Source organism: Albimonas pacifica, from assembly GCF_900113695.1.
Classification (GTDB): Bacteria; Pseudomonadota; Alphaproteobacteria; order Rhodobacterales; family Rhodobacteraceae; genus Albimonas; species Albimonas pacifica.
The window spans coordinates 13,866-38,201 of record NZ_FOQH01000002.1 but is presented as its reverse complement, the minus strand read 5'-3'; the positions used below and the strand labels follow the sequence as shown (position 1 = coordinate 38,201).

The 24,336-nt window shown below is 75.0% G+C and carries 24 protein-coding genes and 1 riboswitch; of the genes, 8 read left to right on the top strand and 16 right to left on the bottom strand.

Features of this window, described 5'->3' with window-relative positions; translation table 11 throughout:
• The first annotated feature begins 7 nt into the window (after nucleotides 1–7).
• Nucleotides 8–967, top strand: a complete 960-nt coding sequence (locus tag BM064_RS03070) for an arginase family protein (RefSeq protein ID WP_218160942.1) — start codon at nucleotides 8–10, stop codon at nucleotides 965–967.
• Nucleotides 964–2,220 (top strand): M20/M25/M40 family metallo-hydrolase, encoded by a 1,257-nt coding sequence (locus BM064_RS03065; protein ID WP_092857773.1) that lies wholly within the window; start codon nucleotides 964–966, stop codon nucleotides 2,218–2,220. Before BM064_RS03070 ends, BM064_RS03065 begins: the two co-directional genes overlap by 4 nt.
• A 66-nt stretch (nucleotides 2,221–2,286) precedes the next feature.
• Here the strand turns inward: BM064_RS03065 and BM064_RS03060 are convergent, their stop codons facing one another.
• The 6 genes from BM064_RS03060 to BM064_RS03035 all read right to left on the bottom strand — a co-directional run bounded on the left by BM064_RS03060 (nucleotide 2,287) and on the right by BM064_RS03035 (nucleotide 7,673).
• On the bottom strand, nucleotides 2,287–3,339 hold the full coding sequence (locus tag BM064_RS03060) for a hypothetical protein (RefSeq protein ID WP_092857771.1): 1,053 nt from the start codon (nucleotides 3,337–3,339) through the stop codon (nucleotides 2,287–2,289).
• Nucleotides 3,336–3,581, bottom strand: a complete 246-nt coding sequence (locus BM064_RS03055) for an acyl carrier protein (RefSeq protein ID WP_177236129.1) — start codon at nucleotides 3,579–3,581, stop codon at nucleotides 3,336–3,338. The genes BM064_RS03060 and BM064_RS03055 overlap by 4 nt, the downstream gene beginning before the upstream one ends.
• Nucleotides 3,578–4,543 (bottom strand): ketoacyl-ACP synthase III, encoded by a 966-nt coding sequence (locus tag BM064_RS03050; protein ID WP_092857767.1) that lies wholly within the window; start codon nucleotides 4,541–4,543, stop codon nucleotides 3,578–3,580. Before BM064_RS03050 ends, BM064_RS03055 begins: the two co-directional genes overlap by 4 nt.
• Nucleotides 4,533–5,108 carry a hypothetical protein gene (locus BM064_RS03045; protein ID WP_092857765.1) on the bottom strand — a complete coding sequence of 192 codons (576 nt, stop codon included), beginning with the start codon at nucleotides 5,106–5,108 and terminating at the stop codon, nucleotides 4,533–4,535. The genes BM064_RS03050 and BM064_RS03045 overlap by 11 nt, the downstream gene beginning before the upstream one ends.
• Before the next feature lie 275 nt (nucleotides 5,109–5,383).
• Nucleotides 5,384–6,991 carry an FAD-binding oxidoreductase gene (locus tag BM064_RS03040; RefSeq protein ID WP_092857763.1) on the bottom strand — a complete coding sequence of 536 codons (1,608 nt, stop codon included), beginning with the start codon at nucleotides 6,989–6,991 and terminating at the stop codon, nucleotides 5,384–5,386.
• Between the two features lie 40 nt (nucleotides 6,992–7,031).
• Nucleotides 7,032–7,673: a glutathione S-transferase gene (locus BM064_RS03035; RefSeq protein WP_092857761.1), complete on the bottom strand. Its 642-nt coding sequence runs from the start codon at nucleotides 7,671–7,673 to the stop codon at nucleotides 7,032–7,034.
• A 127-nt stretch (nucleotides 7,674–7,800) separates the two neighbouring features.
• On the opposite strand from BM064_RS03035, the gene BM064_RS03030 reads away from it, so the two are divergent.
• Nucleotides 7,801–8,703 carry a LysR substrate-binding domain-containing protein gene (locus BM064_RS03030; RefSeq protein ID WP_092857759.1) on the top strand — a complete coding sequence of 301 codons (903 nt, stop codon included), beginning with the start codon at nucleotides 7,801–7,803 and terminating at the stop codon, nucleotides 8,701–8,703.
• A gap of 37 nt (nucleotides 8,704–8,740) precedes the next feature.
• Here the strand turns inward: BM064_RS03030 and BM064_RS03025 are convergent, their stop codons facing one another.
• The 5 genes from BM064_RS03025 to BM064_RS03005 are packed head-to-tail and all read right to left on the bottom strand — an operon-like array spanning nucleotide 8,741 to nucleotide 12,259.
• Nucleotides 8,741–9,721, bottom strand: a complete 981-nt coding sequence (locus BM064_RS03025; protein ID WP_092858767.1) for a HesA/MoeB/ThiF family protein — start codon at nucleotides 9,719–9,721, stop codon at nucleotides 8,741–8,743.
• Nucleotides 9,718–10,314, bottom strand: a complete 597-nt coding sequence (locus tag BM064_RS03020) for a thiamine phosphate synthase (protein WP_092857757.1) — start codon at nucleotides 10,312–10,314, stop codon at nucleotides 9,718–9,720. The genes BM064_RS03025 and BM064_RS03020 overlap by 4 nt, the downstream gene beginning before the upstream one ends.
• A complete protein-coding gene (locus BM064_RS03015) occupies nucleotides 10,311–11,081 on the bottom strand; it encodes a thiazole synthase (protein ID WP_092857755.1) in 771 nt (256 codons plus the stop codon). The genes BM064_RS03020 and BM064_RS03015 overlap by 4 nt, the downstream gene beginning before the upstream one ends.
• Before the next feature lies 1 nt (nucleotide 11,082).
• The gene (thiS, locus tag BM064_RS03010) at nucleotides 11,083–11,280 is read right to left on the bottom strand and encodes a sulfur carrier protein ThiS (protein WP_092857753.1); all 198 of its coding nucleotides are present in this window, start codon (nucleotides 11,278–11,280) and stop codon (nucleotides 11,083–11,085) included.
• A complete protein-coding gene (locus BM064_RS03005; protein ID WP_092857751.1) occupies nucleotides 11,264–12,259 on the bottom strand; it encodes an FAD-dependent oxidoreductase in 996 nt (331 codons plus the stop codon). Before BM064_RS03005 ends, thiS begins: the two co-directional genes overlap by 17 nt.
• 115 nt (nucleotides 12,260–12,374) lie before the next feature.
• Nucleotides 12,375–12,475: riboswitch (TPP riboswitch) on the bottom strand.
• Nucleotides 12,476–12,685: 210 nt separating this feature from the next.
• Here BM064_RS03005 and nadA point away from each other — a divergent pair.
• The 3 genes from nadA to nadC are packed head-to-tail and all read left to right on the top strand — an operon-like array spanning nucleotide 12,686 to nucleotide 16,165.
• Nucleotides 12,686–13,735: a quinolinate synthase NadA gene (nadA, locus tag BM064_RS03000; RefSeq protein ID WP_092857749.1), complete on the top strand. Its 1,050-nt coding sequence runs from the start codon at nucleotides 12,686–12,688 to the stop codon at nucleotides 13,733–13,735.
• 7 nt (nucleotides 13,736–13,742) lie between these two features.
• Nucleotides 13,743–15,308 (top strand): L-aspartate oxidase, encoded by a 1,566-nt coding sequence (locus tag BM064_RS02995; RefSeq protein ID WP_092857747.1) that lies wholly within the window; start codon nucleotides 13,743–13,745, stop codon nucleotides 15,306–15,308.
• The gene (nadC, locus tag BM064_RS02990; protein WP_092857745.1) at nucleotides 15,305–16,165 is read left to right on the top strand and encodes a carboxylating nicotinate-nucleotide diphosphorylase; all 861 of its coding nucleotides are present in this window, start codon (nucleotides 15,305–15,307) and stop codon (nucleotides 16,163–16,165) included. Before BM064_RS02995 ends, nadC begins: the two co-directional genes overlap by 4 nt.
• Nucleotides 16,166–16,345: 180 nt before the next feature.
• Here the strand turns inward: nadC and BM064_RS02985 are convergent, their stop codons facing one another.
• The gene (locus tag BM064_RS02985) at nucleotides 16,346–17,272 is read right to left on the bottom strand and encodes a LysR family transcriptional regulator (protein WP_092857743.1); all 927 of its coding nucleotides are present in this window, start codon (nucleotides 17,270–17,272) and stop codon (nucleotides 16,346–16,348) included.
• Between the two features lie 167 nt (nucleotides 17,273–17,439).
• Here BM064_RS02985 and BM064_RS02980 point away from each other — a divergent pair, with 167 nt between their 5' ends.
• Nucleotides 17,440–18,432, top strand: coding sequence for an MBL fold metallo-hydrolase (locus BM064_RS02980; RefSeq protein ID WP_092857741.1), 993 nt, complete (start codon nucleotides 17,440–17,442; stop codon nucleotides 18,430–18,432).
• A gap of 1,069 nt (nucleotides 18,433–19,501) precedes the next feature.
• The gene (locus tag BM064_RS02970) at nucleotides 19,502–19,963 is read left to right on the top strand and encodes a helix-turn-helix domain-containing protein (protein ID WP_092857739.1); all 462 of its coding nucleotides are present in this window, start codon (nucleotides 19,502–19,504) and stop codon (nucleotides 19,961–19,963) included.
• A 129-nt stretch (nucleotides 19,964–20,092) separates the two neighbouring features.
• On the opposite strand, the gene BM064_RS02965 is transcribed toward BM064_RS02970, so the two are convergent.
• From BM064_RS02965 to BM064_RS02950, 4 genes are all read right to left on the bottom strand, one after another.
• On the bottom strand, nucleotides 20,093–21,106 hold the full coding sequence (locus tag BM064_RS02965; protein WP_092857737.1) for an AbrB family transcriptional regulator: 1,014 nt from the start codon (nucleotides 21,104–21,106) through the stop codon (nucleotides 20,093–20,095).
• Nucleotides 21,107–21,110: 4 nt separating this feature from the next.
• Nucleotides 21,111–22,631 carry a tripartite tricarboxylate transporter permease gene (locus tag BM064_RS02960; RefSeq protein WP_092857735.1) on the bottom strand — a complete coding sequence of 507 codons (1,521 nt, stop codon included), beginning with the start codon at nucleotides 22,629–22,631 and terminating at the stop codon, nucleotides 21,111–21,113.
• Nucleotides 22,631–23,101 carry a tripartite tricarboxylate transporter TctB family protein gene (locus BM064_RS02955; RefSeq protein WP_092857733.1) on the bottom strand — a complete coding sequence of 157 codons (471 nt, stop codon included), beginning with the start codon at nucleotides 23,099–23,101 and terminating at the stop codon, nucleotides 22,631–22,633. The genes BM064_RS02960 and BM064_RS02955 overlap by 1 nt, the downstream gene beginning before the upstream one ends.
• A 90-nt stretch (nucleotides 23,102–23,191) precedes the next feature.
• Nucleotides 23,192–24,169, bottom strand: coding sequence for a Bug family tripartite tricarboxylate transporter substrate binding protein (locus BM064_RS02950; RefSeq protein WP_092857731.1), 978 nt, complete (start codon nucleotides 24,167–24,169; stop codon nucleotides 23,192–23,194).
• Nucleotides 24,170–24,336: the final 167 nt, after the last annotated feature.

The following is a 24,336-nucleotide window of genomic DNA, read 5'->3' as shown; positions in this document are numbered from 1 at the left end:
CCCGACCATGTCCCCCGAAGACCTGCCCGACGCCGACCTGTTCCGCGGGCCGCCGACCTTCATGTCCGCCCCCTTCTCCACCGACGCCCGCGGCGCGCAGGCCGCGATCCTGGGCTGCCCCTTCGACTGCGGCATCCACCCGTTCCGCATCGGCTCGCGCCAGGGGCCGGAGGCGATCCGCGCCCAGTCCGGCCTGATCCGCCGCTTCGACAGCGAGCGCGCCGACCTCGACGTGATCGCCGACATGGGCGTGATCGACGCGGGAGACGTGATCCTGACGCCCTCGCGCATCGAGGAGAGCTTCGCGGCGATCGAGGAGGCGGCCTTCCGCCTCGCCTCCCGCGGCGCGGCGCCGGTGGGCTTCGGGGGCGACGGCTCGGTCTCGCTGCCGCTGGTGCGCGCGGCCTCGCGGGTGCATCCGGGCCTGGCGGTGCTGCACATCGACAGCCATACCGACGCCTATCCCCCGGACCCCGCCCATCCCGTCGACGCCTCGACCCAGTTCACCCACGTGGCGCTGGAGCAGCGGGCGCTGACCGGGCTCTCGTGGCACCTGGGCCTGCGCGGCACGACGATGCGCGCGGGCGTGCACGAGCATGCGCGCGAGCTGGGCTACAACACCCTCACGCTCGCCCAGTTCCTGGAGCGGGGGCAGGACGACGTGACGGCCGAGCTGAAGGCGACGCTGGGCGACCGGCCGGTCTATCTCTCGTGGGACATGGACGTCTTCGACCCCTCCTGCGCGCCGGGAGTGTGCACGCCGGTCTGGGGGGGCCTGAGCTCGCGCGAGGGGCTGGACCTGCTCAAGGCGCTGGACGGGCTGAACGTGGTGGCGGCCGACGTGAACACCGTCAGCCCGCCGCAGGACGTGAACGGGATGACCGCCTTCCTCGCGGCCGCGGTGACCTTCGAGATCCTGATGCTGATCCGCTCCGCCCGCGCCCGCCTGCCCCGGGCCGAGGCATGAGCGTCCCCGACCCCCGCCCCGACCCTCGCGACGGCGCCGCGACCCGCGCCTGGATGGCGGCCCGCGCCGAGGGCATGGCCGCCCGCACCGCCGAGCTGGTGCGCATCGACAGCCAGACCCCGCCCTCGGCCACCCGCCCGATGGCCGAGGCCTGCGCCGCGCTGCTCGCCGACCTGCCAGGCGCCGAGATCGCGTTCCATGAGGCCGTGGCGCCGGTGACCAACCTGATGGTCGCGATCCCCGGCGCCCGCCCCGGCCGGCGGCTGGTGCTGAACGGCCATCTCGACACCTACCCCGTCGGCGACGCCGCCCGCTGGACCCGCGCAGCCCTGGGCGGCGAGATCGCGGACGGGCTCCTCTACGGCCGCGGCTCGGCCGACATGAAGGGCGGGCTGGTCGCGATGATCGAGGCCGCCCGCCTGCTCGCCGCCCGCCCCTTCGCGGGCGAGATCGTGCTCGCCTTCGGCGGCGACGAGGAGCGGATGGGCGAGCTGGGAACCCAGGCGATGATCGACGACCTGCCCCGGGTGCGCGGGGACGGGGTGATCGTGGCCGACGCCGGCGGCCCCCGCGCCGTGCGGCTGGGCGAGAAGGGGATGCTGTGGCTGGAGCTCTCGGCGCAGGGCCGCTCGGCCCACGGCGCCCATGTCCACGCCGGCGACAACGCCGCCGACCGGCTGCTCGACGCCCTGACCGCCCTGCGCGGGCTGGAGGCGAGCGCGCTGCAGGAGCCGGCCGAGGCCGCCCGGCTGATGGACGAGGCCGCAGCCCATGCCGGCGCAGACGGGCCCGAGCCGCGCCGCACCATGCGCCGCCTGACCGTGAACCTCGGCCGGATCGAGGCGGGGATCTCGGCCAACCTCGTGCCCGACGCCGCCCGCGCGGCCTGCGACGTGCGCATCCCCGTGGGCCTGAGCACGGCCGAGGTCGAGGCGGAGGCGCGCCGCCTGCTCGCCCCCTTCGGCGTGGAAATGGAGATCGTGCGCCGCTACGAGCCGACCTGGACCCCCGCCGGCAGCCCCATCGCGCGCGCCTGCCTCGCGGGGACCGCCGCGGCGCTGGGCGAGGCCTGGCACGACGGGCGCATCGGCGGCTCGGACGCGCGGCTGTGGCGGCGGGCGGGGTTCGAGACGGTGGCCATGGGCCTCACGCCCCGCAATCTCGGCGGCCCGGACGAGGCGCTGGAGATCGCCGAGCTCGCCGAGCTTGCGGCCGCGATCGCGGCCTCGGGGGCGCGGTTCCTGGAGGGCTAGGCGCGGAGCGGGCCGGCGCGGCCTCCGCCCCCCGGGGCGAAGGCCGCGCCGCGCCCGCGGGCGGGCTCAGTCGAAGGCGGCGAGATACGAGCCGTCGGCGATCACCTTGTCGAGCACGCTGTGGGAGGCCTCGCCCGCCACCACATGCGGACGGACGGCCGGGCATTTCGCCTCGATGTTGCGCATCTGGCGCAGGTCGTAGTCGTGGTCGCCGCCCACGAAGAACTCGATGCGCTCGATGTCAGAGGCTACGACGTCGGCGACGAGGTCCGGATAGGCCGCCTCGCCCCGCTCGTGCGCCTCCTTCACCGCCATGTAGCGCTGGCGGTCGCCCTCGTTCAGGCCGATGTCGAGCGAGGTGGGGCCCGAGCTCGCAACCACGTGGCGGATGCCCAGGGCGGGCGACATCAGAAGGGCGCCGAACACCCCCGCCGAGCCGCCGGCGGCGACGATGCGGGTGCCCGCGAACTCGGCCAGCACGCCGCGCAGGCCCTCGATCGACTGCTCCAGCGGGCCGAAGCAGCGCAGCCCGCCGAGGTAGAACAGCCGGTTGAGGTCGCGCACCACGATCAGGTTGGCGCCCAGCTTCTGGGTCACCGCCCGGTCGTACATGGTGAAGCCGACGCCCGAGATCATGCCCTGCAGGCCGGAGAAGGCGATCACCGTCAGCGTCGCGCCGGGCCGGCGGAAGATCACGATGTCCCGGGTCACGTCGTCGAAGCGCGGATCCACCGGGCCCGTGACGCCGCGGTAGATGCTCAGGAACTTCGCCGGCCCCTCCGCCCCGGGATAGTCGGCGACGGTGGCCTCCAGCACGCGCTTCTGGAAGTCGAGCACCGGGCAGAACTTCTCCAGGTGCCAGAATTGCAGCCGCGCCTCGTTGAGGCTCTCGTAGCCGGGCGCGTACTCGCCCGACAGCCGCCAGCGGGCGAGGTCGTGCATGATCCGGAACTCGGGCCGGGCCGCCCCCTTGGGGCCGGCGGCCGCGAAGTCGTCCATCCGGCGCAGCTCTTTCTCGACCGCGGCGCGGGGCGCGTCCTCGGCGTAGAGCACCGGCGTGGCCGCGTCGACGATCCGCCGCCAGCGAGGGGCGTCCTGCCCCGCGACGGCCGCCTTCATTCCGACTGCGCCTTCTCGATGTAGTCGAGCAGCTTGGTCAGGCTGTCGTATTTCTCTTCCTCGCCGTCGGGGAAGGTGACGCCGGTGGCCTCCTGCACCTCGAGCAGCACGGTGGCCAGGTCGAGGCTGTCCATGCCGGCGTCGATGAAGCGCGCGTCGGCCTTGAGCTGGTGGCCGTCGAAGCCGTCGACGTTCTCGGAGATCAGGTCGCGGATCAGCTGTTCGGTGTCGGCTCGGGTCACGCCTGGGATCCTTTCGTGGTCAAAACGGTGGTGGCCCATCCCAGACCCACGCCGAATCCGGAGATCAGGACCGTGCCCGCCGCCTCGCGGTTCAGGCCCGCCAGGATCATGGGGATGGAGGAGGAAACGGTATTGCCGTAGTCGGCGCAGTCCAGCCGCTCGGGCGCGGTCAGCCCGGCGCGCTTGCAGACCGTGTCGACGATGTATTTCGAGCCGGGGTGCAGCGCGTAGGCGTCGACGTCGTCGAGCGTGACGCCGTTCGCCTCCATCGCGCGCTTCAGGCTCTTGGGCACGTTGAGGGCGCAGAAGTCGAAGACGGCGCGCCCGTTCATCTGCAGCACCCCCTCCTCGTCCCGGCGCAGGGCGTCGTGGCGCGCGCCCTTGGTGCCGAAGTCGAAGGCGCCGATGCGCCAGCCCTCGCCCTTCTCGATCAGGGTCGCGGTGGCCGCGTCGCCGAAGATCATCGAGGTGTTCTTGTCGTCCTCGCTCAGCGACTTGGAGTAGGGGTCGGCGGTGACCAGCAACGCCCGCTCGCCCCCCGTCGCCATCAGGTGGCCCGAGACGGTGGCCAGCGCCGCCACGTAGCCCGAGCAGCCCAGCGAGATGTCGAAGGCGAAGCACCCGTCCGGCAGGCCCAGCTTGCCGTGCACGATCGCCGAGGTGTGCGGCAGCCCGTGCCCGTCGGGGTGCTGGGTGACCACCACCAGCAGGTCGATCGAGCCGAGGTCGAGCCCCCCCTCGCCCGCCGCCTCGAGCCGCGCCTCGAGGTCGCGCACCGCGGCGACGCAGAGGTCCGAGGTCTCCTGCCCCTCGTCCATCCGCGCGGTGGCGGCGATGCCGATCTTGCTGCGCAGGCTGTCGAGGTCGTAGTCGAAACGCTCCGCCCGTACGGTGTTGTCCACCCGCCGCTCGGGCAGGTGCACGCCGATCGCGCGCAGGCAGAAAGGGTTCTCAGCCGCCATAGTAGACAAGCTCCCCGATTGGCGAATCCCCGATCAGGATCCGGCTCTTGAAGATCTTCACGCCCATGTGGGACGCGAGGACCAGGGTGAAGGGGGCGTCGGGGCCGGGCGCGCCGTCGACCACGACCTTGGCCGCGATCAGCTTCACCCCGGGGTTCAGCGTGTGGTTGATCAGCTTCTTGTTGGCCGCGATCAGCCGGTCGAAGAAGCTGCCCGCGCCATGCGGACGGCAGGTGATGCGCCCGTCGGTCACCGGATCCTGGGCGACGAGCCCGTCCTCGTCGTAGGGCACGCGGGTCTCGCCGGGCTCGGAGGGGACCTCGGCGAGGGTCCAGATCCGGTCCTCGCCGCCGATCCTCAGCTTCGCCTGGCCGGCGCCCTCGCCCCGCTCGCCCGCGCCCAGGGGCGTGAAGGCGACGCGCCCGCGCATCCAGCTGCGCAGCACCAGCTCGAGGCGCTCACGTTGAGGGAACCGGCGGTCGATCTCGTTGCAAAGGCTTGCGCTGTGGACGTAATCCCGGCTCCCGCGAAAGGGAAAGTCGACCTGGAAGGGCTGTTCGCCCACTGCTCCGCCCTCCTGAAAATCCCCGGCGTCCGCCAAACCTGGCGAAGCCGCGCCGGCTGCCTCCAGTCGACTTCAGGGGTTATTCAACTCCGACGCAACAGGCAAGGGCGGTTCGTCGCCCGCCGCCCGCACAACCCCCGGCCGCGGCGCGCAGGCGTCACGCCCCGCGGATGCGACGCGTCCGCGCGCCGCCCGCCCGCCGCATCGCCGCGGCCGGGCGAGTCGGCGCGCGACCGCCGCGCGCCGGAGGCCGGGCGTCGCCGCCCGGCCCCGCCTCAGCCCGCGGGGCCGAAGCTTTCCTCGTGGATCCGCGCGGCGGGGACGCCCGCGGCCTCCAGCCCCGCGCGCAGGTCGGCGAGGAAGCCCGCGGGGCCGCAGAGCAGGAACTCCGCCGCCCCCTCGGGCGCCGCCGCCAGCAGATCGGCGGCCGTGATCCGGCCCTCGGCGTCGAAGGCGCCCGCGCGGCGGTCCTCGGGTTCCGGGCGGCTGTAGAGCGTGCGGGCGGCGACGTCGCCGCCCTGCCCGACCAGCGCCGCCACCTCGGCGCGGAAGGCATGGTCGCGCCCCGCGCGGACGCCGTGCACGAAGCGCACCGGCCGGCGCCCCTCGCGCACCGCGGCGTGGAGCATCGCCAGCAGCGGCGTCGCCCCCACGCCAGCCCCCGCCAGCACCAGCGGCCCTTCGCCGTCGGGCAGGACGAAGTCGCCCGCGGGCTGGCCCGCCTCGATCACGTCGCCCACCGCCACGCGGTCGTGCAGGAACCGCGAGACGAGGCCCCGCGCCTCCCGCTTGACGCTGATCCGCAGCTCCGGCCCGGGGCCGGAGAGCGAGTAGCTGCGCCGCGCCGGCGCCGCCTGCCCGGGGATCGACAGCGCCACCGGCAGGTGCTGGCCCGGGCGGAACGGCGGCGGCGCGGCGCCGTCGGCGGGCGCGAGATGGAAGGAGACCACGTCCGCGCTCTCCCGCGTGCGCCCGGTCACCCGCAGGCGCAGCCCCTCCTCCGCCCGCCAGCGCAGCGAGAGGGCGCCCGGCCGCTCGATCACCTGCTCGACGGCGATGCGCACCAGGCGGCGGGCGTCGGGATCGGCGCTCGCCTGCGCGTGCCAGTCGATCTCGGCGCGGCCGGTCAGGTGCAGCAGGCTCCCGGTCGCGAAATCCACGAAGACCAGGCCCACGCGGGGGTCGCGCAGCAGGTTGCCCAGCGTGTTGAAGTAGTTGTTGCCGGCGTAGTCGGGGAAGCTCAGCGCGCGCGCGCCCTCCACCCGCACGAAGCCCGCAGGCCCCCCGCGGTGGGAGGCGTCGTAGCCCCCCGCGGCCTCCCCCGCCGCCTCCCCCGACCAGCCGGAGGCGAGGAACATCGTGTCGGCCCGCCCGATCCACGCCGCCTGCGCCGCGCTCAGCGCGTCCGAGACGCGCGCCGGCCCCGGGCGCGCGGCCGCCTCGCGGCGCCGCTCGCGCGGGCGGATGTGGCTGGGGCAGTTGCCGAAGCTCTGGCGGACCTCGAGCGCAAAGCCCCCGCCCTCGCGGCGCAGCCGGCCGTTGACGCGGTTGCGGCGGCGGGTGGCGAGCTCGATGCCCAGCAGGCCGATCTCGCCCCCGGCGGCGAAGCGCGCGGCCAGGGGGTCGTCCGCGCCCGGGCCCCGGGCCAGGTCCAGCCGGCCCGGGTGGGGGGAGGTCGCGAAGCCCTCCGGCCCCTCGATCACCGAGGCCCAGGTCCGCCCCTGCGCGTCGCCGCCGGCGACGACCAGGAACGGCAGCCCCGCGAAGAAGGCGCGGTGCTGGTCGGGCATGCGCTCGCGGATGAAGGCGCCGCCGGCGGCGGCCGCCTCGGCGACGCCGGCGCGGGTCTGCGCCTCGCGTTCGCCGTCATGGAAGGGGGACATGGCGCGCCTCCTCTCTGGGGACGCCCGCGCGGCGCCGGCCTCAGGCCAGCTCCGGCGAGCGCGGCATGGGGATGAAGTTCGGCAGGGCCTCGATCCGGCCCAGCCAGGCGCGGATCCGGGGATAGGGCGCGAGCGAGACGGCGCCCTCCGGCGCGTGGGCGATGTAGCTGTAGCCCGCGACGTCGGCGAGGGTCGGGCGATCGGCGGCGAGCCAGGCCCGCCCGTCGAGATGCGCCTCGATCATGGCGAAGAGCCGGTGCGACGCCGCCACGGCCGCCGCGTGGTCGAGCCGCGCGCCGAACACCTTGACCAGCCGCGCCGCGCAGGGGCCCGCCGCGATCTCGCCCGCCGCGACCGAGAGCCAGCGCTGCACCTGCGCCGCCTCCAGCGGATCGCGGCCCAGCCACTGGCCGGCGTCGCCGTGGCGCTGGATCAGGTAGGTGCAGATGGCGTTCGAATCCGACAGCGCGACCGCGCCCTGCTCGATGGCGGGGACCTGCCCCAGCGGGCTGATCGCCAGATGCGCGGGGGCCTTGTGCTCCCCGCCCGCCATGTCGAGGTCGTGGGTCCGGTAGGGGATCTCCAGGAAGCGCAACATCAGCTCCACCCGGTGGCAGTGCCCGGACTTCGGCGTGCGGTGGAGGATCACGGGCTCGGCGGTCCCGGTGCGGGGGTCGGTCATGGCGCGGCTCCTTGCGATGGCGTTGCGCTTGCGTTCGGGACGAGACCTAGCCATGACTGCATCGTGAAATAATGCGCGTAAACCAAAGCGCACCCTTTCGGGATCTGAAAGGATCGGGAGGCGCGGCATGGACCGCCTGCAGTCGCTGAGGATCTTCGCCGCAGTCGCCGAGGCGGGCGGCTTCGCCGCCGGCGCCCGGGCGGTGGGGCTCAGCGCGCCCTCGGCCACGCGCGGGGTGAACGAGCTGGAGGCGCAGCTGGGCGCGCGGCTCTTCACCCGCACCACGCGCCGGGTGCGGCTGACCGACGTCGGGCGCGCCTACCTCGCCGAGGTGCAGGAGGTGCTGGCCCGCCTGCAGGCCGCCGACGAGGCCGCGGCCGGCGCCGGCGGCAGCCCCGCGGGCCGCGTGCGCCTCACCTGCCCGCAGGAGTTCGGGCGCATCCACGTGGCGGCCCTGCTGACCGAGTTCCTGGACCTCCACCCCCGCGTGACGGTCGAGGCGCTGATGGTCGACCGCGTGGTGAACCTGGTCGAGGAGGGGGTGGACGTGGCGATCCGCATCGGGCCCCTGCCCGCCTCGGACCTGGCGGCGGTGCGGGTGGGCGCGGTGCGCCGGGTGGTCTGCGGGGCGCCGGCCTATTTCGCGCGCCACGGGACCCCGCAGGCGCCCCGCGACCTCCCCGGCCACCGGATCGTCGCGACCCATGCCGGCGGCGGCGGGCCGGTCTGGCGCTTCGGCCCGGGGGAGCGCGAGGCGGTGCGCTGCGCCGCGGGCCTGACGGTGACCAGCGTCGCCGCCTCGATCGAGATCGCGCGCAGCGGCTGGGGCCTGTGCCGGGCGCTCTCCTACCAGGTGGACGACGACGTGGAGGCCGGGCGCCTCGTCTGCGTGCTCGAGGACCATGCGCCCGAGCCGCTGCCGGTCCACGTGGTGCATGTCGAGGGCCGCCGCACCGCGCCCAAGATCCGCGCCTTCGTCGACTTCGCCGCCCGCCGGCTGCGGCGCATCCCCCAGCTCGCGGGGGCTTGAGCCCCCGGTTCCGGCCCCCCCCGCGCAGACCCTCGCCTCAGCCCTCCGCGGTCGGGTCGCCGAGGGCCGCGAGCACGATCTCGCCGTCCCAGACCCCGGCCAGCCGCTCCGCCGCGCGCCAGGCGCGCAGGCCCGAGCGGCAGCACAGGACCGCGCGCTGGCCGGGCGCGGGCCGGGGCCCGTCGGGGCCGAAGGCCGAGACCGGCAGCCGCCGGGCGTCGGGGCGCACCAGCGGCGCCTCGTCGGCCTCGCGCAGGTCCACCAGGAAGTCGGCCTCCGCGATCTCGGCGCGGGCGATGAAGCGGGGCGGGCGCTCGGGCTCCGCCGCGCCGTCGAAGCGGAAGCCTCCGAAGCGGAACGGCCGCGCGTCGAAGGTGACGAGCCGCCCCAGCGGCGAGGGCGCGATCCCCGCCAGGATCGCCGCGGCCATCTGCGCCTGCAGCGCGCCGATCACGCCCACCACCGGCCCCAGCACGCCGTCCTCGGCGCAGGAGCCCGCCTGCTGGGGCAGGTCGGGGAACACCGCCCGCAGGCTGGGGGCGCCGGCGCAGAAGGCGCCCGCATAGCCCTCCAGCCCCAGCGCCGAGGCGCTGACCAGCGGCCGCCCGGCCGCGAAGCAGGCGTCGGAGAGCACGTAGCTCGCCGCGAACACGTCGGCGCAGTCGAGCGCGAGGTCCATGCCCTCGCACAGCGCCGCGGCGTTGGCGGGGTCGAGGGCGCCGACCACCGGCTCGACCCGGCACTCGGGGTTGAGGGCGGCGATCGCTTCGGCGGCGGCCTCGGCCTTGGGGCGGCCGACGTCGGCCTCGCGGAACAGGGTCTGGCGGTGGAGGTTGCTCGCGTCCACGCGGTCGGGGTCGACCAGCCGGATGCGCCCGACCCCGGCGCCGCCGAGATACTGCAGCACCGGCGCCGCCAGCCCCCCCGCGCCCACCACCAGCACCTGCGCCGCGCGCAGGCGCGCCTGGCCGGCGGGGCCGAACTCGGGCACCGCGATCTGGCGGGCGTAGCGGCTCATCGCGTCGCCCCGATCCATGCACGCAGGCGCGCCTCGGGGTCCGCGTTCAGGGTGATGTCGGTGACGGCCGAGACCACGTCCGCCCCCGCCGCGAAGGCGCCCGCCGCGCGCTCGACGCTCATGCCGCCGATGGCGACCAGGGGCAGGTCGCCGATCCGGGCCTTCCACTCCGTCACCCGCTCGAGACCCTGCCGCTCCCATTTCATCTTCTTGAGGATCGTGGGGTAGACCGGGCCCAGCGCCACGTAGTCGGGGGAGAGGGCCAGGGCGCGCTCCAGCTCCGCCTCGTCATGGGTGCTGACGCCCAGCTTCAGGCCGGCGCGGCGGATGGCGGGCAGGTCGGCCTCGTCGAGGTCCTCCTGGCCGAGGTGCAGCCAGTCGCAGCCGGCGTCGATGGCGACCCGCCAGTGGTCGTTGACCACCAGCGTCGCGCCATGGGCGCGGCAGAGGGCCAGGGCCTGCGGCACGATCCGGCGCAGCGCGTCCTCGGGCGTGTCCTTGATGCGAAGCTGCACCAGCTTCACGCCCAGCGGCAGCATCCGCTCCAGCCAGGGCAGCCCGTCGAAGATCGGGTAGAACCGGTCGAGGCTCATTCCAGGAACGCCTTTCCGATCACGGGGGTGGAGGGGGCGGCCATGTCGCGCGGCTCCATCGGGTCGGCCTCGAAGGCGAGGCGCCCGGCCTCCACCGCGCGGGCGAAGCCGTCGGCCATCGCCGCGGGGTCGCCGGCCTTGGCCACGGCGGTGTTCAGGAGCACGGCGTCGAAGCCCATCTCCATCGCCTGCGCCGCCTGGCTGGGCAGGCCCAGCCCTGCGTCCACCACCATCGGCACGTCGGGGAACTGGGCGCGCAGGGTGCGCAGGCCGTAGACGTTGGTCAGGCCCAGCCCGGTGCCGATCGGCGCGCCCCAGGGCATCAGCACCTCGCAGCCCGCCGAGAGCAGACGGTCGGCGAGCACCACGTCCTCGGTCGTGTAGGGGAACACCTGGAAGCCGTCCTCGACCAGGATCCGCGCGGCCTCGACCAGGCCGAACGGGTCGGGCTGCAGGGTGTCGGCGTGACCGATCACCTCCAGCTTGATCCAGGGCGTGTCGAACAGCTCGCGCGCCATGTGGGCGGTGGTCACCGCCTCCTTGACCGAGTGGCAGCCGGCGGTGTTGGGCAGGATCGCGACGCCCAGGCCCCGGGCGAGCTCCCAGAACGCGGCGCCCGCCTTCTCGCCCCCGGATTCGCGGCGCACCGAGACGGTGGCGATGCCGGCGCCAGAGCGGCGGAAGGCCTCGGCCAGCACCTGGGGCGAGGGATACTGCGCCGTGCCCAGCATCAGGCGCGAGGCGACGGCGGTTCCATAGACCTCCATCTCAGCCCCCCTGCCGCGGGGCGACGATCTCGACCCGGTCGCCGGGGGCGAGGCGCGTGGCCGCGCGCGCGCCGGCGGGCACGAAATCCTCGTTGAGCGCGGTGGCGACCCTGGCCTCGCCGTAGCCCAGCTCCTCCAGCGCGGCCGCGAGCGTTTCGGCCTGCACTTCGGCGGGGGCGCCGTTAAGCATGATCTTCATCCATCAACTCCGGTCGGCTGCCGTCGCAGGCCGCTTGCACCGCCTGGGCCGCCAGCGCGGGGGCCAGCAGGAAGCCGTGGCGGAACAGGCCGTTGACGAGGATCGTGTCGCCCTGCCGCCGCAGCCGCGGCAGGTTGTCGGGAAAGGCGGGGCGCGCGTCGGCGCCATGCTCGACCAGCTCCGCCTCGGCGAAGGCGGGGTGGAGCGCGTAGGCGGCCGAGAGCAGCTCCAGCGCCGCGCGCACGCTGCGCCGTCGGTCCTCGCTCTCGATCTGGGTGGCGCCGAGCATGAACAGGCCCCCGTCGCGGGGGACGACGTAGAGGGGGAAGCGCGGGTGCAGCAGGCGCACCGGGCGCGAGAGGCGCAGCTCGGCGCTGCGCAGCACCACCATCTCGCCCTTCACCCCGCGCAGGTCCGCCAGCACGTCGCGCGCGGCGAGGCCGCGGCAGTCGAAGACCGTCCCCTCGGGGCGCCCGGGGCCCCTGCCGGCGCCGCGGCCGGCGACGAAGCGCACGCCCTCGCCCTCCAGCCGCGCGCGCAGGCCGGCGAGGGCGGCGCGGGGGTCGAGATGGGCCTCCCCGCGCACCAGCAGGCCGCGGTCGAAGCGGCCGGCGAGGTCGGGCTCCAGCGCCGCGACCCCGTCTGCGTCGAGCCGCTCGCAGCCCTCCACGCGGCGGGCGAAGCGGTCGAGCTCGCGGCGGTCCCGGCCGGGCGTCACCACCAGCGTGCCGCGCCGCTCCACCGTCGCGCCCTGCGCCTGCCACCAGTCGGCGGCCTGGCGGCCGAGGCGCACCACCGGCTCCTCCGCCGTCTCGCCCTCGCAGAAAGGCGCGAGCATCCCGCCCGCCCACCACGAGCAGCCGTGCGGCCCGGGGGCGGGGGCGGGATCGAGCACCGTGACCTCGCAGCCCCGCGCCGCCAGTTCGGCCGCGACGCAGAGGCCCGCGACGCCGGCGCCCAGGACGGTCGCGCGTCTCACGTCCGGCGCCCGGGTCGGGCCGCGGCCATGGAGATCGCGATGGGTCGGCGAGGGGTCATGTCAGTCTCCCCCGACGGCGGGAGGAGGCAGGGACCGCGGGAGGCCGGAACCTCGGCCGGGGTCGTGCTCCGTTCCCTACGCCGGCATTGCCCGGATCAGGTTCGATGGGTCGGCTCGCGCCTCTCAGCCCCGGACGGGGCGCCCCAACGGATGGTCCAGCGGTAGCAGCCGGCGCGCCGGGTTGCAAACCTCGCCGCGCCGCGCCGGGCGCGGTGCGCGGCCCCGGGAGGGCGGGCGGCGCCGCGATTATGAACTTGCCGCGCGGCAGGCGTGGGGCTACACCCCGCCGCTCGACCCTTCTGAGTCGAAAAACCGTTGTGGCACAAACATTTGCGTGCATTCGATGCCCGTGGAAGGAGCCCGCCGATGACCGCCCCGACCCTCGACCGCCAGGCGCTGGCCCGGCGCTACGACCTGGCGCCCTCGACCGAGACCGCCGCCCGGACGCATGACGCCTACACCCGGATGAGCCGCGTGGTGACCCCCTTCGACTGGGCGATCCACGCCCCCTATGTCGAGGCGATCAACCGCCTGAAGGCCGAGCGCAACGCGGTGATCCTGGCGCACAACTACATGACGCCCGAGATCTACCACGGCGTCGCGGATTTCGTCGGCGACAGCCTGCAGCTGGCGATCCGCGCCAGCGAGGTCGACGCCGAGGTGATCGTGCAGTGCGGCGTGCACTTCATGGCCGAGACCTCGAAGATCCTGAACCCCGCCAAGACCGTGCTGATCCCCGACCGCGAGGCCGGCTGCTCGCTGGCCGAGAGCGTCACGCCGGCGGACATCGAGGCGATGCGCGTCCGCCACCCCGGCGCGCCGGTGGTGACCTACGTGAACACCTCGGCCGAGGTGAAGGCGGTCTCCGACGTCTGCTGCACCTCCTCGAACGCCGCGCAGATCGTGGCGGCGATGGAGTCGGAGACGGTGATCATGGCCCCCGACAAGCACCTCGCGCGCAACGTGGCGAAGCAGGTGCCCCACAAGAATATCGTCTGGTGGGACGGCGCCTGCGTGGTGCACGAGCGCTTCACCGCCGCCGACCTGCGCCAGTTCCGCGAGGGGCGGCCCGACGCCCTGATCATCGCCCATCCCGAATGCCCCACCGACGTGGTGGCGGAGGCGGATTTCTCCGGCTCCACCAGCGGCATCATCGACTTCGTGCGGCGCGAGCGGCCGCGCGAGGCGATGCTGGTCACCGAATGCTCGATGGCCTCCAACATCTCCGACGAGCTGCCGGAGGTCGAGTTCGTCGGCCCCTGCAACATGTGCCCCTACATGAAGACCATCACGCTGGAGAAGATCCTGTGGTCGCTGCACGCGATGGAGGGGGCGGTGGAGGTCCCGGCCGGGATCGCCGCGAAGGCGCGCCTGCCGATCGAGCGGATGATCGCCCTCTCGCGCCCGAAGGCCTGAGGCGCGGATGGAGCGGATCGCGACCCCGCGCGCGGTGATCGTCGGCGCGGGGCTGGCCGGGCTTTACGCTGCGCTGGCGCTGGCCCCGCGCCCGGTGCTGGTGATCTCCCCCGAGCCCCTGGGCGAGGGCGCGAGCTCGGCCTGGGCGCAGGGCGGGGTGGCCGCGGCCCTGGCGCCGCCCGACGACGCCGCCGCCCATGCCGCCGACACGCTGCGCGCGGGCGCAGGGCTGGTGGACGCCGCGGTGGCGCAGGCCGTGACCGCCGAGGCCCGCGCCCATGTGCTGGAGCTGACCCGGCTGGGCGCGCCCTTCGACCGCACGGCGGGGGGCGGCTACGTGCTCTCGCGCGAGGCGGCGCACAGCTTCGCCCGCGTGGCCCGCATCGGCGGCGACGGGGCCGGCGCCGGCATCATGCGCGCCCTCGTCGAGCGGGTCCGCGAGACGCCCTCGATCCAGGTGCTGGAGGGCGCCTGCGCCGCCGGGCTGGAGGTCGCGGACGGGCGCGTGACCGGCGTGCGCATCGCCCCCGCCCGCCCCGGCGGCCCGGGGCCCGCGTCGATCGAGGCGCCGGCGGTGCTGCTGGCGGCCGGCGGGGCGGGCGGGCTCTTCGCGCTGACCACCAACCCCGCGCGGATCCGCGGGCAGGCGCTGGGCATGGCCGCGCGGGCGGGCGCCGCGATCGCCGATGCGGAATTCGTGCAGTTCCACCCCACCGCGCTCGACGTCGGCCTCGACCCCGCGCCGCTCGCGACCGAGGCGCTGCGGGGCGAGGGCGCGACGCTGGTCGACCGCCACGGCCGGCGGATCATGGCCGGCCTGCACCCGGACCTCGAGCTTGCGCCGCGCGACGTGGTGGCCCGCGCCGTCTACGCCTGCGCCCGGGCCGGCGGGCGGCCGATGCTGGATACGCGCGCCGCGCTGGGGCCACGCATCGACGCGGCCTTCCCCGCCGTCGCCGCCGCCTGCCGGCGGGCCGGGCTCGACCCCGCCCGCCAGCCGATCCCGGTGGCCGCCGCCGCCCACTACCACATGGGCGGGATCGAGACCGACGCCGCCGGGCGCAGCTCCCTGCCCGGCCTGTGGGCCTGCGGCGAGGCCGCCTCGACCGGCCTGCACGGCGCCAACCGGCTGGCCTCCAACGGGCTGCTGGAGGCGCTGGTCTACGCGGCGCGCTGCGCGCGCGACATCGACGCCGCGCTGCCCCCCGCGGTCCCCGCCGCGCCGGTCGCCCCGCCCCGCGGCGCGGCGCCCGAAGGGCCCGATCCCGCCCGTCTCGCCCGGCTGCGCCGGGCGATGACCGCGGGCGCGGGCGTGGTGCGCGACGCGCCCGGCCTGCGCGCCGCCCTGCGCGAGATCGCGGGGATCGAGGCCGGGGCCGGCCCCGCCCTCGCCGACATGACCGCCGCCGCGACCCTGATCGCCGCCGCCGCCCTCGCGCGGGGGGAGAGCCGGGGCGCCCATTTCCGAGCCGACCGCCCAGAGGCGCCGACGGGCGAGGGGCGGCGCAGCCGCCTGACGCTCGACCGCGCGCTGGAGATCCGCGCCGAAGCCGCCAGGGAGACCGACGCATGACCCCCGAATTCCCGCCTGCCCCCCTGCCCGAGCTGCTGCTCGAGCCGCTGGTGCGCGCCGCCCTGCTCGAGGACCTGGGCGCCGGCGGCGACGTGACCACGCGCCTGGTGATCCCGCCCGGCGCGACCTGCCGGGCCCGCCTGCGGGCGCGCGAGGCGGGGGTGCTCTCGGGGATGCAGGTCGCCGCCCTCGCCTTCCGGCTGGTCGATCCCGCGCTGAAGCTGCGCACGCTGGCGCCCGACGGCGCGGTCGTCGCGGCCGGCGAGACGGCGATGGAGATCGAGGGCCCCGCCGCCTCGGTCCTCTCGGCCGAGCGGGTGGCGCTGAACTTCGCGGGCCGCCTCGCGGGCGTCGCCACGACGACCGCGGCCTATGCGGCGGAAACCCGGGGCACGCGCGCGCGCATCACCTGCACGCGCAAGACCACGCCGGGCCTGCGGCTGGTCGAGAAGCAGGCGGTGCTGCACGGGGGCGGCTTCAACCACCGCTTCTCGCTGTCGGACGCGGTGCTGATCAAGGACAACCACGTCGCCGCCGCGGGCGGGGTGCGCGCCGCCCTGCGCGCGGCGAAGGCCGGCGCCTCGCACATGCTGCGCATCGAGATCGAGGTCGACACGCTCGACCAGCTCGCCGAGGCGCTGGACGAGGGCGGCGCGGACGTGGCGCTGCTCGACAACATGGACGCCGCCGCGATGAGGCAGGCCGTGGCGATGACCGCCGGGCGGCTGACGCTGGAGGCCTCGGGCTCGATGCGCCTCGAGCGGGTGGCCGAGACGGCGGCGACCGGGGTCGACTACATCTCCGTCGGGGCGCTGACCCACTCCGCCTCGACCCTCGACCTGGGCCTGGATTTCTGAGGCGCGGGCCGGGGCGCCCGCCCCTCTCGATTGGGTCGCGACCCCGGGGACGATCGCAAGGGAGCGAACGGACCGAGCGGATGACGGCGCCGATCGCCGGCGCCGCCGGCCTCGTGGGCGCGCCCCGCCGGCCGCGCCCTGCTGCGGGCCTGCCGGGCCCGGCAGCCCCGGGGCGCGGGATCACGCCCCGGCGGCGTCGAGGCGCGCCTGCGCCGACCAGTCGTAGCGCCGCATGAAGTCGAGGAAGGCGCGCATGGCCGCGCTCGGCAGGCGGCGGTTGGGGTAGTAGAGGAACCAGTGCGGCAGCACCGGGCTCCAGTCGGCGAGCAGCTCCACCAGCCGGCCCGCCTGCAGATGGGGCCTCGCGTAGTCCTCGAAGACATGGGCGATCCCGCGGCCCGCCAGCGCCGCCTGCAGCTCGTTGCGCGCGGCGCTGACGGTCAGGCGGCCCGGCGGCGGGATCTCGAGCGACTCGCCGCCCTTCTCGAACCGCCAGGAGACCAGCGCGCCCCCCGGGAACCGGCGCTTGACGCAGTCGTGCCCCACGAGGTCGTACGGCGTCGCCGGCCGGCCATGCGCCGCGATGTAGCCGGGCGAGGCGACGATCGCGTAGCGCAGCGCCGGGCCCAGCGGCAGCGCGATCATGTCCTGCGCGATCTGGCGGCCGAAGCGGACCCCGGCGTCGAAGCCCTGCGCGACGATGTCGATCACCGCCGCGTCGCCGACCAGCTCGAGGTTCACCTGCGGATAGGCCGCCATGAAGTCGAAGGCGAGCGGGCACAGCAGGTGATCCACCGCCGGCGCCGGCGCGTTGATCCGGAGCGTGCCCGAGGGGCTGTCGCGCAGCGCGTCGACCTCGGCGATGGCGAGGCGGATGTCGCCCAGCGCCGGGTCCAGCCGGTCGAGCAGGCGCTGCCCCGCCTCGGTCGGCGAGACGCTGCGGGTGGTGCGGTTGAGCAGGCGGATGCCCAGCGCCTCCTCCAGCGCGCTCATCGTCTGGCTGAGGGCGGAGGAGGAGACCCCCCGCTCCAGCGCCGCCGCGCGGAAGCCGCCGCAGCGCACGATGGCGACGAAGACGTCGAGACTGTCGAGACGAAGAGGGGCCATTGCGAAGCTGGGCTTACCACGCTGATCGATCCTCAACAGCTTATCCGCCCAATCGCGCGGTGTCATGTTCCACCCAGAGGCCACCGCCGCGCCCGCCCGCCGCCGCCCCGCCGGAGCCTTCCCGCGCCGCGCCGGCCCGGGCGCGCCTGCAAGGAGACGACGCCCCGATGACCGCCTTCGCCCTGAACCGCCGCGCCGCGATGCTCTCCGCCCTCGCCGGCGCCGCCGGGATCGCCGGGATCGCCGTCCCGGACCTGCGCGGCGCGCGCGCCCGGCTCTCTCCCGCGCCGGAGGGCAACCTCGGGCTCTACCGGTTCCGCGTCGGCGAGATCGACGCGACCGTGATCAGCGACGGGCGCATCGGCGGACCGCCGCGCATCTACGCCAGCGACGCCCCCGAGGCGGAGCTGCAGGCGGCGCTGCGCGAGGCGTTCCTGCCGACCGACCGCCTGACCCTGAACCTCAACACGCTGCTGATCGAGACCGGCGGCCGGCGGATCCTGCTCGACGCCGGCGCCGGGCGGACGATGGGCCCGGACGGGGGGCGCCTGTTCGCGAACCTCGCGGCCCTCGGCCTCGGCCCGGCGGACATCGACGCGGTGGTGATCTCGCACGCCCACCCCGACCACGTGGGCAACCTGCGCGCGGCCGACGGCGGCCGGGCCTTCCCGCGGGCCACGGTCCATGTGCCGAGGGCCGACTGGGAGTTCTTCGTGCGCGCCGATCCCGATCTCTCCTACATGCCGGTCCCGCAGGACTTCCGCCTCCGCTTCGCGGCCGCGATCAGGCGCAGCCTGGAGCCGGTGCAGGGTCACGTCGCGCTCTACGAAGGCGGGGACGAGATCGTGCCGGGCCTGGCCACGATCGCCGCCCCCGGCCACACCCCGGGGATGGCGGCGTTCCTGGTCCATTCGGGCGACGACCAGCTCCTGCTGACCTCGGACCTCGCCTATCACCCGGTGGTCAACGTCGAGCGGCCGTGGCTGCCGGGGCCCGACCGCGACAAGGAGGCGGCCCTCGCCTCCCGCCGGCGGATCTTCGACCGCGCCGCCGTCGACCGGATCCCGGTGCTGGGCTTCCATTTTCCCTTCCCCGGCCTCGGTCACATGCGGCGGACCGAGGGCGGCTACGCCTGGGCGCCCGCCGGCTGGCAGCTCTGACGGCCCGCGACGCAGGAGAGACGCGAGGACCCCGACGCTCGACGGACGCCGCGTCCTCGGCGCCGCGGGCGGGCGGGGGGGCGAGACCTCGCCGCTCTGCGGCTCGGCCGAGGTCCGCGTCGGCCCGTTCCCGGGCGACGCCGCGCGCCCCGGGGAGAGGTTCCTCGCCGACAAGATCCGGGCCACGGGCGACCACCTCGGCGACGTCGGCCACGCGCGGGACGGCTTCCGCCGGTCCCGGCATCCGGCGGTGAGCCGCGTGCTCTGCGGCGTCTCCGACCCCGAGCACATGAGCGACGCCGTCCAGGCGATGGCCGGGCCGCCGCCCGACGCGCGCTGCCGACGACGTTCCTGGCCCTGCCCCTCCTGCAGGGCGCGACGATGCGGGCGCTGGCTCGGGCCGCGCCCGCCACGTCCCTTTCCGCCTCCAGCGGCCCGGCGGGCGCGTCCTGACCACGCAGCTCTTCTTCCCCGGAGAGGAGGGCGCGGCCCGCGACCGCCTCTTCGACCCGGCGCTGCTGCTGCGGATGCGCGACACCGGCGACGGGCGCTTCGGCCGGCTCGATTTCGGGCCGTGACGCGCAAGGGGGCGCGGGCGGCGTCCCCCGGGTCCGGACTCTCGCCGCCACGCCCGCCGCGGCGGGGCGGTCGTCGCCGTCGCAGGCCGTGCCGCGATGCTGGACAGCGCGACCACCCGCGGGTCCCGCCCCCGCCGGAGCAGCGGCAGCCGGCGCGCGGTCAGCGCGAAATGGCCCAGGTGGTCGACGCCGAACCGAAGCTCGAACGCGTCACGCATCGTCAGGCGCCGGGGCGGCGTCATCGCCCCGGGGTTTTTGAGCAGGACGTCGACGCGCTCCCGCGCCGCGCCCAGCCGCCGCCCGAAGGCCGCGGCCGAGGCGAGGTCGAGCGGCTCGAAGCTCGCCCGCCCCTGTGGCGCCTCCCGCCGGATGCGGGCGACGGCCTCCCGTCCCGGTGACGACGACGAGGCGTCCGTGCCGGGACGGCCTGTCCCGCGGGGTCCATGGGCTGCGCATCCGCAGGCGCCTTTCGCCGGGATCAGGCGGAGGCGGTGCGGAGCGCCTGCAGCGCCGCCTCCGCCAGCGCCGCCTTGCGCATCGGGCCGGCCGTCTCGCGGCAGGCGCGGTCCGCCGCCCCGGCCGCCGGGCCGGAAGCGCAGGAGGTCGAGCATCACGGCGGGCTGGCCGTCGCCTTCGGCGAGGAAGCGCTCGAGGGCGGTTTCAAGGGGCTGCAGGGCGGCGGGGAGCTGCGCAGGCGGGCGCTGCCGGAGTCGAACGCGCAACGCGTCGCCCGGGCGATCCCAGCCCTGCCTCTCGACTATTCGCGCAAGCGGCCGGTCGAGCGGCTGGCCGCCATCGCGGGGAGGAGCCCCTCGTCCTTCCACCGGCATTTCAAGGCGCGGACCGCGACGACGCCGCTGCGGTTCCGGAAGCGGCCCCGCCTGCTAGAGGCGCGCCGGCTGAGGGTGTTCGAGGCGGCGACCGTCGGCGCCGCCGCCTGCCGAGAGGGCTAGGAGAGCGTCTCGCAGTTCAGCCGCGAATACGCGCGCGAATTCGGCGTCGCCCCCAAGCAGGATGCGCTCGCGCGGCAGCGCCTGCGGCGGACCTGCGCCAGCCGCACGGCGCCCGGCGCCGGCTGAGGCTCAGAGGCGCAGCGCGACCGGCACGATCAGGACCAGCGCGAAGATCCGCACGAAGTGGTGCACCGCGACATAGGCCGGGTCGTAGCCCAGCGAGAGGCCGATGGCGGCCATCGCCTCGACCCCGCCCGGCGCATAGGCGATCCAGACCTGCGCGAAGGGGAGGCCGGTCGCGGCCTGCGCGGCCAGCGCGAAGACCAGCGACAGCGCCAGGGTCGCCGCCACCACCGAGGCCCCGGCCAGCGCGTGGCGGCGCGCCTGCGCGGCGGTCACCCGGCTCATCCGCGTGCTGACGACGGCGCCGGTGGTCGCGAAGGCCGCGAAGATCGCCCAGGCCGGCGCCGCGCCATGGACCAGCCCCGCGGCATGGCCCGCGGCGCTGAGCGCCATGCCGGCGAGAAGGCTCGCCGCCGGCATCCCCGCCCGTCCGCCCGCCAGCCCCAGCCCGAGGGAGAGCGCCAGCAGCGCCGCGAAGGCCGCGGGCGCCATCGCCGCCCCGCCCCCGGGCGCGGCCTGGGCCGAGCCCTCCAGCGCCACGGCCAGCGGCGGCACGGCGATCACCAGGACCAGCAGGCGCCCCCCCTGCAGGAACATCACCGCCGTCGCGTCGCCATGCCCCTGCGCGGCCATGGCGATGGCGTTCGACATCGTGCCCGGGGAGCTCGCCAGCGTCGCGGTCCGCGCGTCGAGGCCGAAGCCCCGCGTCAGGATCCACCGCCCCGCGGCCAGCGTGGCTACCAGCGACAGCACCAGGATGGAGAGGCTGACCGCCCAGGCGTCGAACTGCGCCAACAGCCGCTCGTCGACGCCCGAGCCGAGCGAGACGCCGATGGTCGCGAAGGCGAGGTCGCGAAGCTGCGTCGGCAGGCCCACGCCGCGCCCGCTCGCCGCAAGGGCGAGCACGCCCAGCGTGCTGCCGATCAGCGCCCCCGCCGGAACGCCCGCGAGGGCGGCCAGGGCCGCCCCCGCGAAGCCGGCCGCGAGCGTGACCGCCCAGGACCGCAGGTCGCGCGCCATCGCCTCAGCCCCGGTCGGCGGCGGCCTCGCCGTCCATCCGCCGCGCCCGCCGGGCCAGCCAGACCGGGGCGAGCACCACCAGCACCGCCAGCGCGTAGAGCGTCAGGCTCTTGTAGTCCTCGACCAGGATCCCCCAGTCGCCGCCGGAGATCGACAGCGCCCGGCGCAGGTTGTTCTCGAACAGGCTGCCCAGCACGAAGCCAAGGATCACCGGCGCCAGCGAGAAGTCGAGCTTGCGCAGGAACCACCCGAAGACGCCGAGGCCGGTGATCAGCAGCAGGTCGAAGGGGTTGCCGACGATGGTGTAGATGCCGATGAAGGCGAGGATCGCGATCAGGGGCGTCAGGTAGTGCTGGGGGATCGTCAGCATCCGCGCGAAAAGGCCCACCAGAGGCAGGTTGATGACCAGCAGCGCGACGTTGCCGATGTACATCGACGCGATCAGCCCCCAGGCCACCTCCGGCCGCTGGGTGAACATCATCGGGCCCGGCTGGATGTTGAACATCAGGAGCGCGCCCAGCAGGATCGCCGTGGTCCCCGACCCGGGGATGCCCAGCGTCAGCATCGGCACCATCGCCCCGCCGGCGGCGGCGTTGTTGGCGGCCTCGGGCGCCGCCAGCCCGCGGACGTCGCCGGTCCCGAAGGTCTTGCCGCCGTCCGAGATCCGCTTCTCGGTCCCGTAGGCCACCGCCGAGGCGACCGAGGCGCCGGTGCCCGGCAGGATGCCGATGAAGAAGCCGATCACCGAGGCCCGGACGATGGTCCACCTGCACTTCGCAAGGTCGGCCATGCGCACGAAGCTCTTGTCCACCGGCAGCGACTTCAGCCGGCCCGCGACCTGGTGCTCGACCAGGGTCAGCAGCTCGGCCATGCCGAACAGGCCCACCACCACGATCAGGAAGTCGATGCCCGCCAGGATGTCGGGAATGCCGAAGGTGTAGCGCGCGACGCCGGTGTTGGCGTCGATGCCGATGGTGGCCAGCATCAGCCCGAGGGTGGCGCCGAGCAGGGTCTTCACCGTGCTCCTGCCCACCAGGGACGCCAGCGACGCGAAGGCGAAGACCATCAGCGCCACGTAGTCGGCCGGCGAGAAGGTGACGGCGAAGCTCGCCAGCATCGGCGCGAACATCGTCATCAGCACCACCGCGAAGGTGCCGCCCACGAAGGAGGCGACGGCCGAGAGCGACAGCGCCCGCCCCGCCTCGCCCGCCCGCGCCATCGGGTTGCCGTCGAGCGTGGTCATCACCGCGCCCGCGTCACCCGGCACGTTGAGCAGGATCGAGGAGATCCGCCCCCCGTATTCCGCACCGTAGTAGATCCCGGCGAGCAGGATCAGCGCGGACTCGGGCCCGAAGCCCAGCCCGTAGGCGATGGGCAGCAGAATCGCCACGCCGTTGATCGGGCCCAGCCCCGGCAGCGCGCCGATCAGCGTGCCGGCGAAGCAGCCCGCCAGCACCAGGAACAGGTTGAACGGATCGAGCGCGACGCCGAAGCCGGTCGCGAGGCCGGAAAGCACGGCGTCCATCACGACGCTCCTTTCTCGTCGGAAGACTGCATGGCCCGCTCGATCAGCTCGCCCGCGGGCAGGTTGAGGTCGAGCAGGACCGCGCACAGCAGGTAGCCCGCCACGCCGGCGGCCGTCCCGAAGGCCAGCGCCCGCACGATCCCGCCCCCGAGCATGGCGCAGAGCGCCGTGCCGAACAGCAGGGTGGAGAGCACGAAGCCCAGCGGCTCGTAGAGCTCGGAATAGGCGATCAGCATCGCGACCGTGGCGCCGAGGCGGAACCAGGTCCGGCGGGCGACGCCCATCGCGGACGCGTCGGGGCGCCAGAAGATCCACAGCAGGCAGGCGATCGCGACCAGCGACAGGATCCGCGGCCAGCTCTCGGGGCCGAGCGGATCGTATTGGAACGGGGCTTTGATGGCGGTGAAGGCGATGACCGCATAGGCCAGCGTCGCGACCAGCAGCACCCCCGCGAACAGGCGGTCGACCATGACGGTCTCCTCGAAACTTGGGGCGGGCATGGAGGGGGGAGCCGGCCCGCCGCCCTGGGGCGGCGGCGGGCCGGCAGGCGGGCGCCCGGATCAGTTGGCGATCAGGCCCGCCTCGGCCGCGATCTCGCGCAGCGTCTGCACGCGCTGCTCGATCGAGGCCTGGAGCTCCGCGCCCGCGAGGTTCAGGGGCAGCAGGCCCCGCTCCTTCTGGACGGCGGCGAATTCGGGGGTCGCGTAGGCGGCCTGGAAGGCGTCGACCCAGGCCTGGTACTCGGCGTCCGAGGCCCCGCCGCCCATGTAGAAGCCGCGCAGGATCGTCCACTCGACGTCGTAGCCCAGCTCCATCGCCGTGGGGATCTCGGCGAAGGGGGCTTCCAGCCGCTCGGGGGCCATCACGGCGAGGATGCGCATCTGGCCGGACTCGAGATGCGAGACCATCTCGCCCACGTCGCCCATGTAGACCTCGATCGAGCCGCCCAGCAGCGCCGCGATCGCGTCGCCGCCGCCGTCGAAGGCCACGTAGCGCATCGCCATCGGCGAGGCGCCGGCCTCGCGCAGCAGCAGCGCGCCCTTCATCCAGTCCTGCGAGCCGACCGAGCCGCCGGCGCCCACCACGACCGAGGCCGGGTCGGCGGAGAAGTCGTCCATCAGCTGCCCGAGCTCGCGGTAATCGCTGTCGGCGCGCACCACCACGGCGCCGAAGTCGGCGCCCGCGGTCCCCACCCAGCGCACGTCCTTCTCGGTGAAGGCGCCGTATTTGCCGGTGACGATGTTGAGCAGCGACCCGGTCGAGAAGGCGACGATGGCCGAGCCGTCCTCGGTGCGGGTGGTGTTGAACAGGTTGTAGGCCACGGCGCCGATGCCGCCGGGCATGAAGGTCACCTGGATCGGCTCGTCGACATGGGGGGCGAGGCCGGTCTGGGCGACGCGGCAGGTCAGGTCGAAGCCGCCGCCCGGGTTGGCGGGCGCGACGCATTCGGGGTCGTCGATCCGGCTCTGGCCGACGGCGGGCGCGGCGAAGACGGCGGCGGCGGCGAAAGCGGCCGCGCCGAGGCGTGCGAACGACATGGATATCCTCCCAAGCGGATTTTCTCCGGGTCCTCCCCCGGTCGTGCGTGTATCGCCGCGGGGCCTGAGCGTTCCCTGACGTGAAGCTGACCGGACGCTGACACGGCGGCGCCTACGTCACCCTGCGCTTTGCGGGGCGCCCGCCCGCTGCTAATTTCCGGGCATGA

Bases quoted from the DNA above. Each gene is read 5' to 3' on its own strand.
- BM064_RS03040 (WP_092857763.1), bottom strand. From the start codon at position 6,991: ATGTCCCCCTTCCATGACGGCGAACGCGAGGCGCAGACCCGCGCCGGC.
- BM064_RS03015 (WP_092857755.1), bottom strand. From the start codon at position 11,081: ATGGAGGTCTATGGAACCGCCGTCGCCTCGCGCCTGATGCTGGGCACG.
- BM064_RS02950 (WP_092857731.1), bottom strand. From the start codon at position 24,169: ATGTCGTTCGCACGCCTCGGCGCGGCCGCTTTCGCCGCCGCCGCCGTC.
- nadC (WP_092857745.1), top strand. From the start codon at position 15,305: ATGACCCCCGAATTCCCGCCTGCCCCCCTGCCCGAGCTGCTGCTCGAG.
- BM064_RS02960 (WP_092857735.1), bottom strand. From the start codon at position 22,631: ATGGACGCCGTGCTTTCCGGCCTCGCGACCGGCTTCGGCGTCGCGCTC.
- BM064_RS03020 (WP_092857757.1), bottom strand. From the start codon at position 10,314: ATGAGCCTCGACCGGTTCTACCCGATCTTCGACGGGCTGCCCTGGCTG.
- BM064_RS02955 (WP_092857733.1), bottom strand. From the start codon at position 23,101: ATGGTCGACCGCCTGTTCGCGGGGGTGCTGCTGGTCGCGACGCTGGCC.
- BM064_RS02985 (WP_092857743.1), bottom strand. From the start codon at position 17,272: ATGGCCCCTCTTCGTCTCGACAGTCTCGACGTCTTCGTCGCCATCGTG.
- BM064_RS02980 (WP_092857741.1), top strand. From the start codon at position 17,440: ATGACCGCCTTCGCCCTGAACCGCCGCGCCGCGATGCTCTCCGCCCTC.
- BM064_RS03025 (WP_092858767.1), bottom strand. From the start codon at position 9,721: ATGAGCCGCTACGCCCGCCAGATCGCGGTGCCCGAGTTCGGCCCCGCC.
- BM064_RS03065 (WP_092857773.1), top strand. From the start codon at position 964: ATGAGCGTCCCCGACCCCCGCCCCGACCCTCGCGACGGCGCCGCGACC.
- BM064_RS03035 (WP_092857761.1), bottom strand. From the start codon at position 7,673: ATGACCGACCCCCGCACCGGGACCGCCGAGCCCGTGATCCTCCACCGC.
- BM064_RS03050 (WP_092857767.1), bottom strand. From the start codon at position 4,543: ATGGCGGCTGAGAACCCTTTCTGCCTGCGCGCGATCGGCGTGCACCTG.
- BM064_RS03070 (WP_218160942.1), top strand. From the start codon at position 8: ATGTCCCCCGAAGACCTGCCCGACGCCGACCTGTTCCGCGGGCCGCCG.
- BM064_RS02965 (WP_092857737.1), bottom strand. From the start codon at position 21,106: ATGGCGCGCGACCTGCGGTCCTGGGCGGTCACGCTCGCGGCCGGCTTC.
- BM064_RS03060 (WP_092857771.1), bottom strand. From the start codon at position 3,339: ATGAAGGCGGCCGTCGCGGGGCAGGACGCCCCTCGCTGGCGGCGGATC.
- nadA (WP_092857749.1), top strand. From the start codon at position 12,686: ATGACCGCCCCGACCCTCGACCGCCAGGCGCTGGCCCGGCGCTACGAC.
- BM064_RS03030 (WP_092857759.1), top strand. From the start codon at position 7,801: ATGGACCGCCTGCAGTCGCTGAGGATCTTCGCCGCAGTCGCCGAGGCG.
- thiS (WP_092857753.1), bottom strand. From the start codon at position 11,280: ATGAAGATCATGCTTAACGGCGCCCCCGCCGAAGTGCAGGCCGAAACG.
- BM064_RS02995 (WP_092857747.1), top strand. From the start codon at position 13,743: ATGGAGCGGATCGCGACCCCGCGCGCGGTGATCGTCGGCGCGGGGCTG.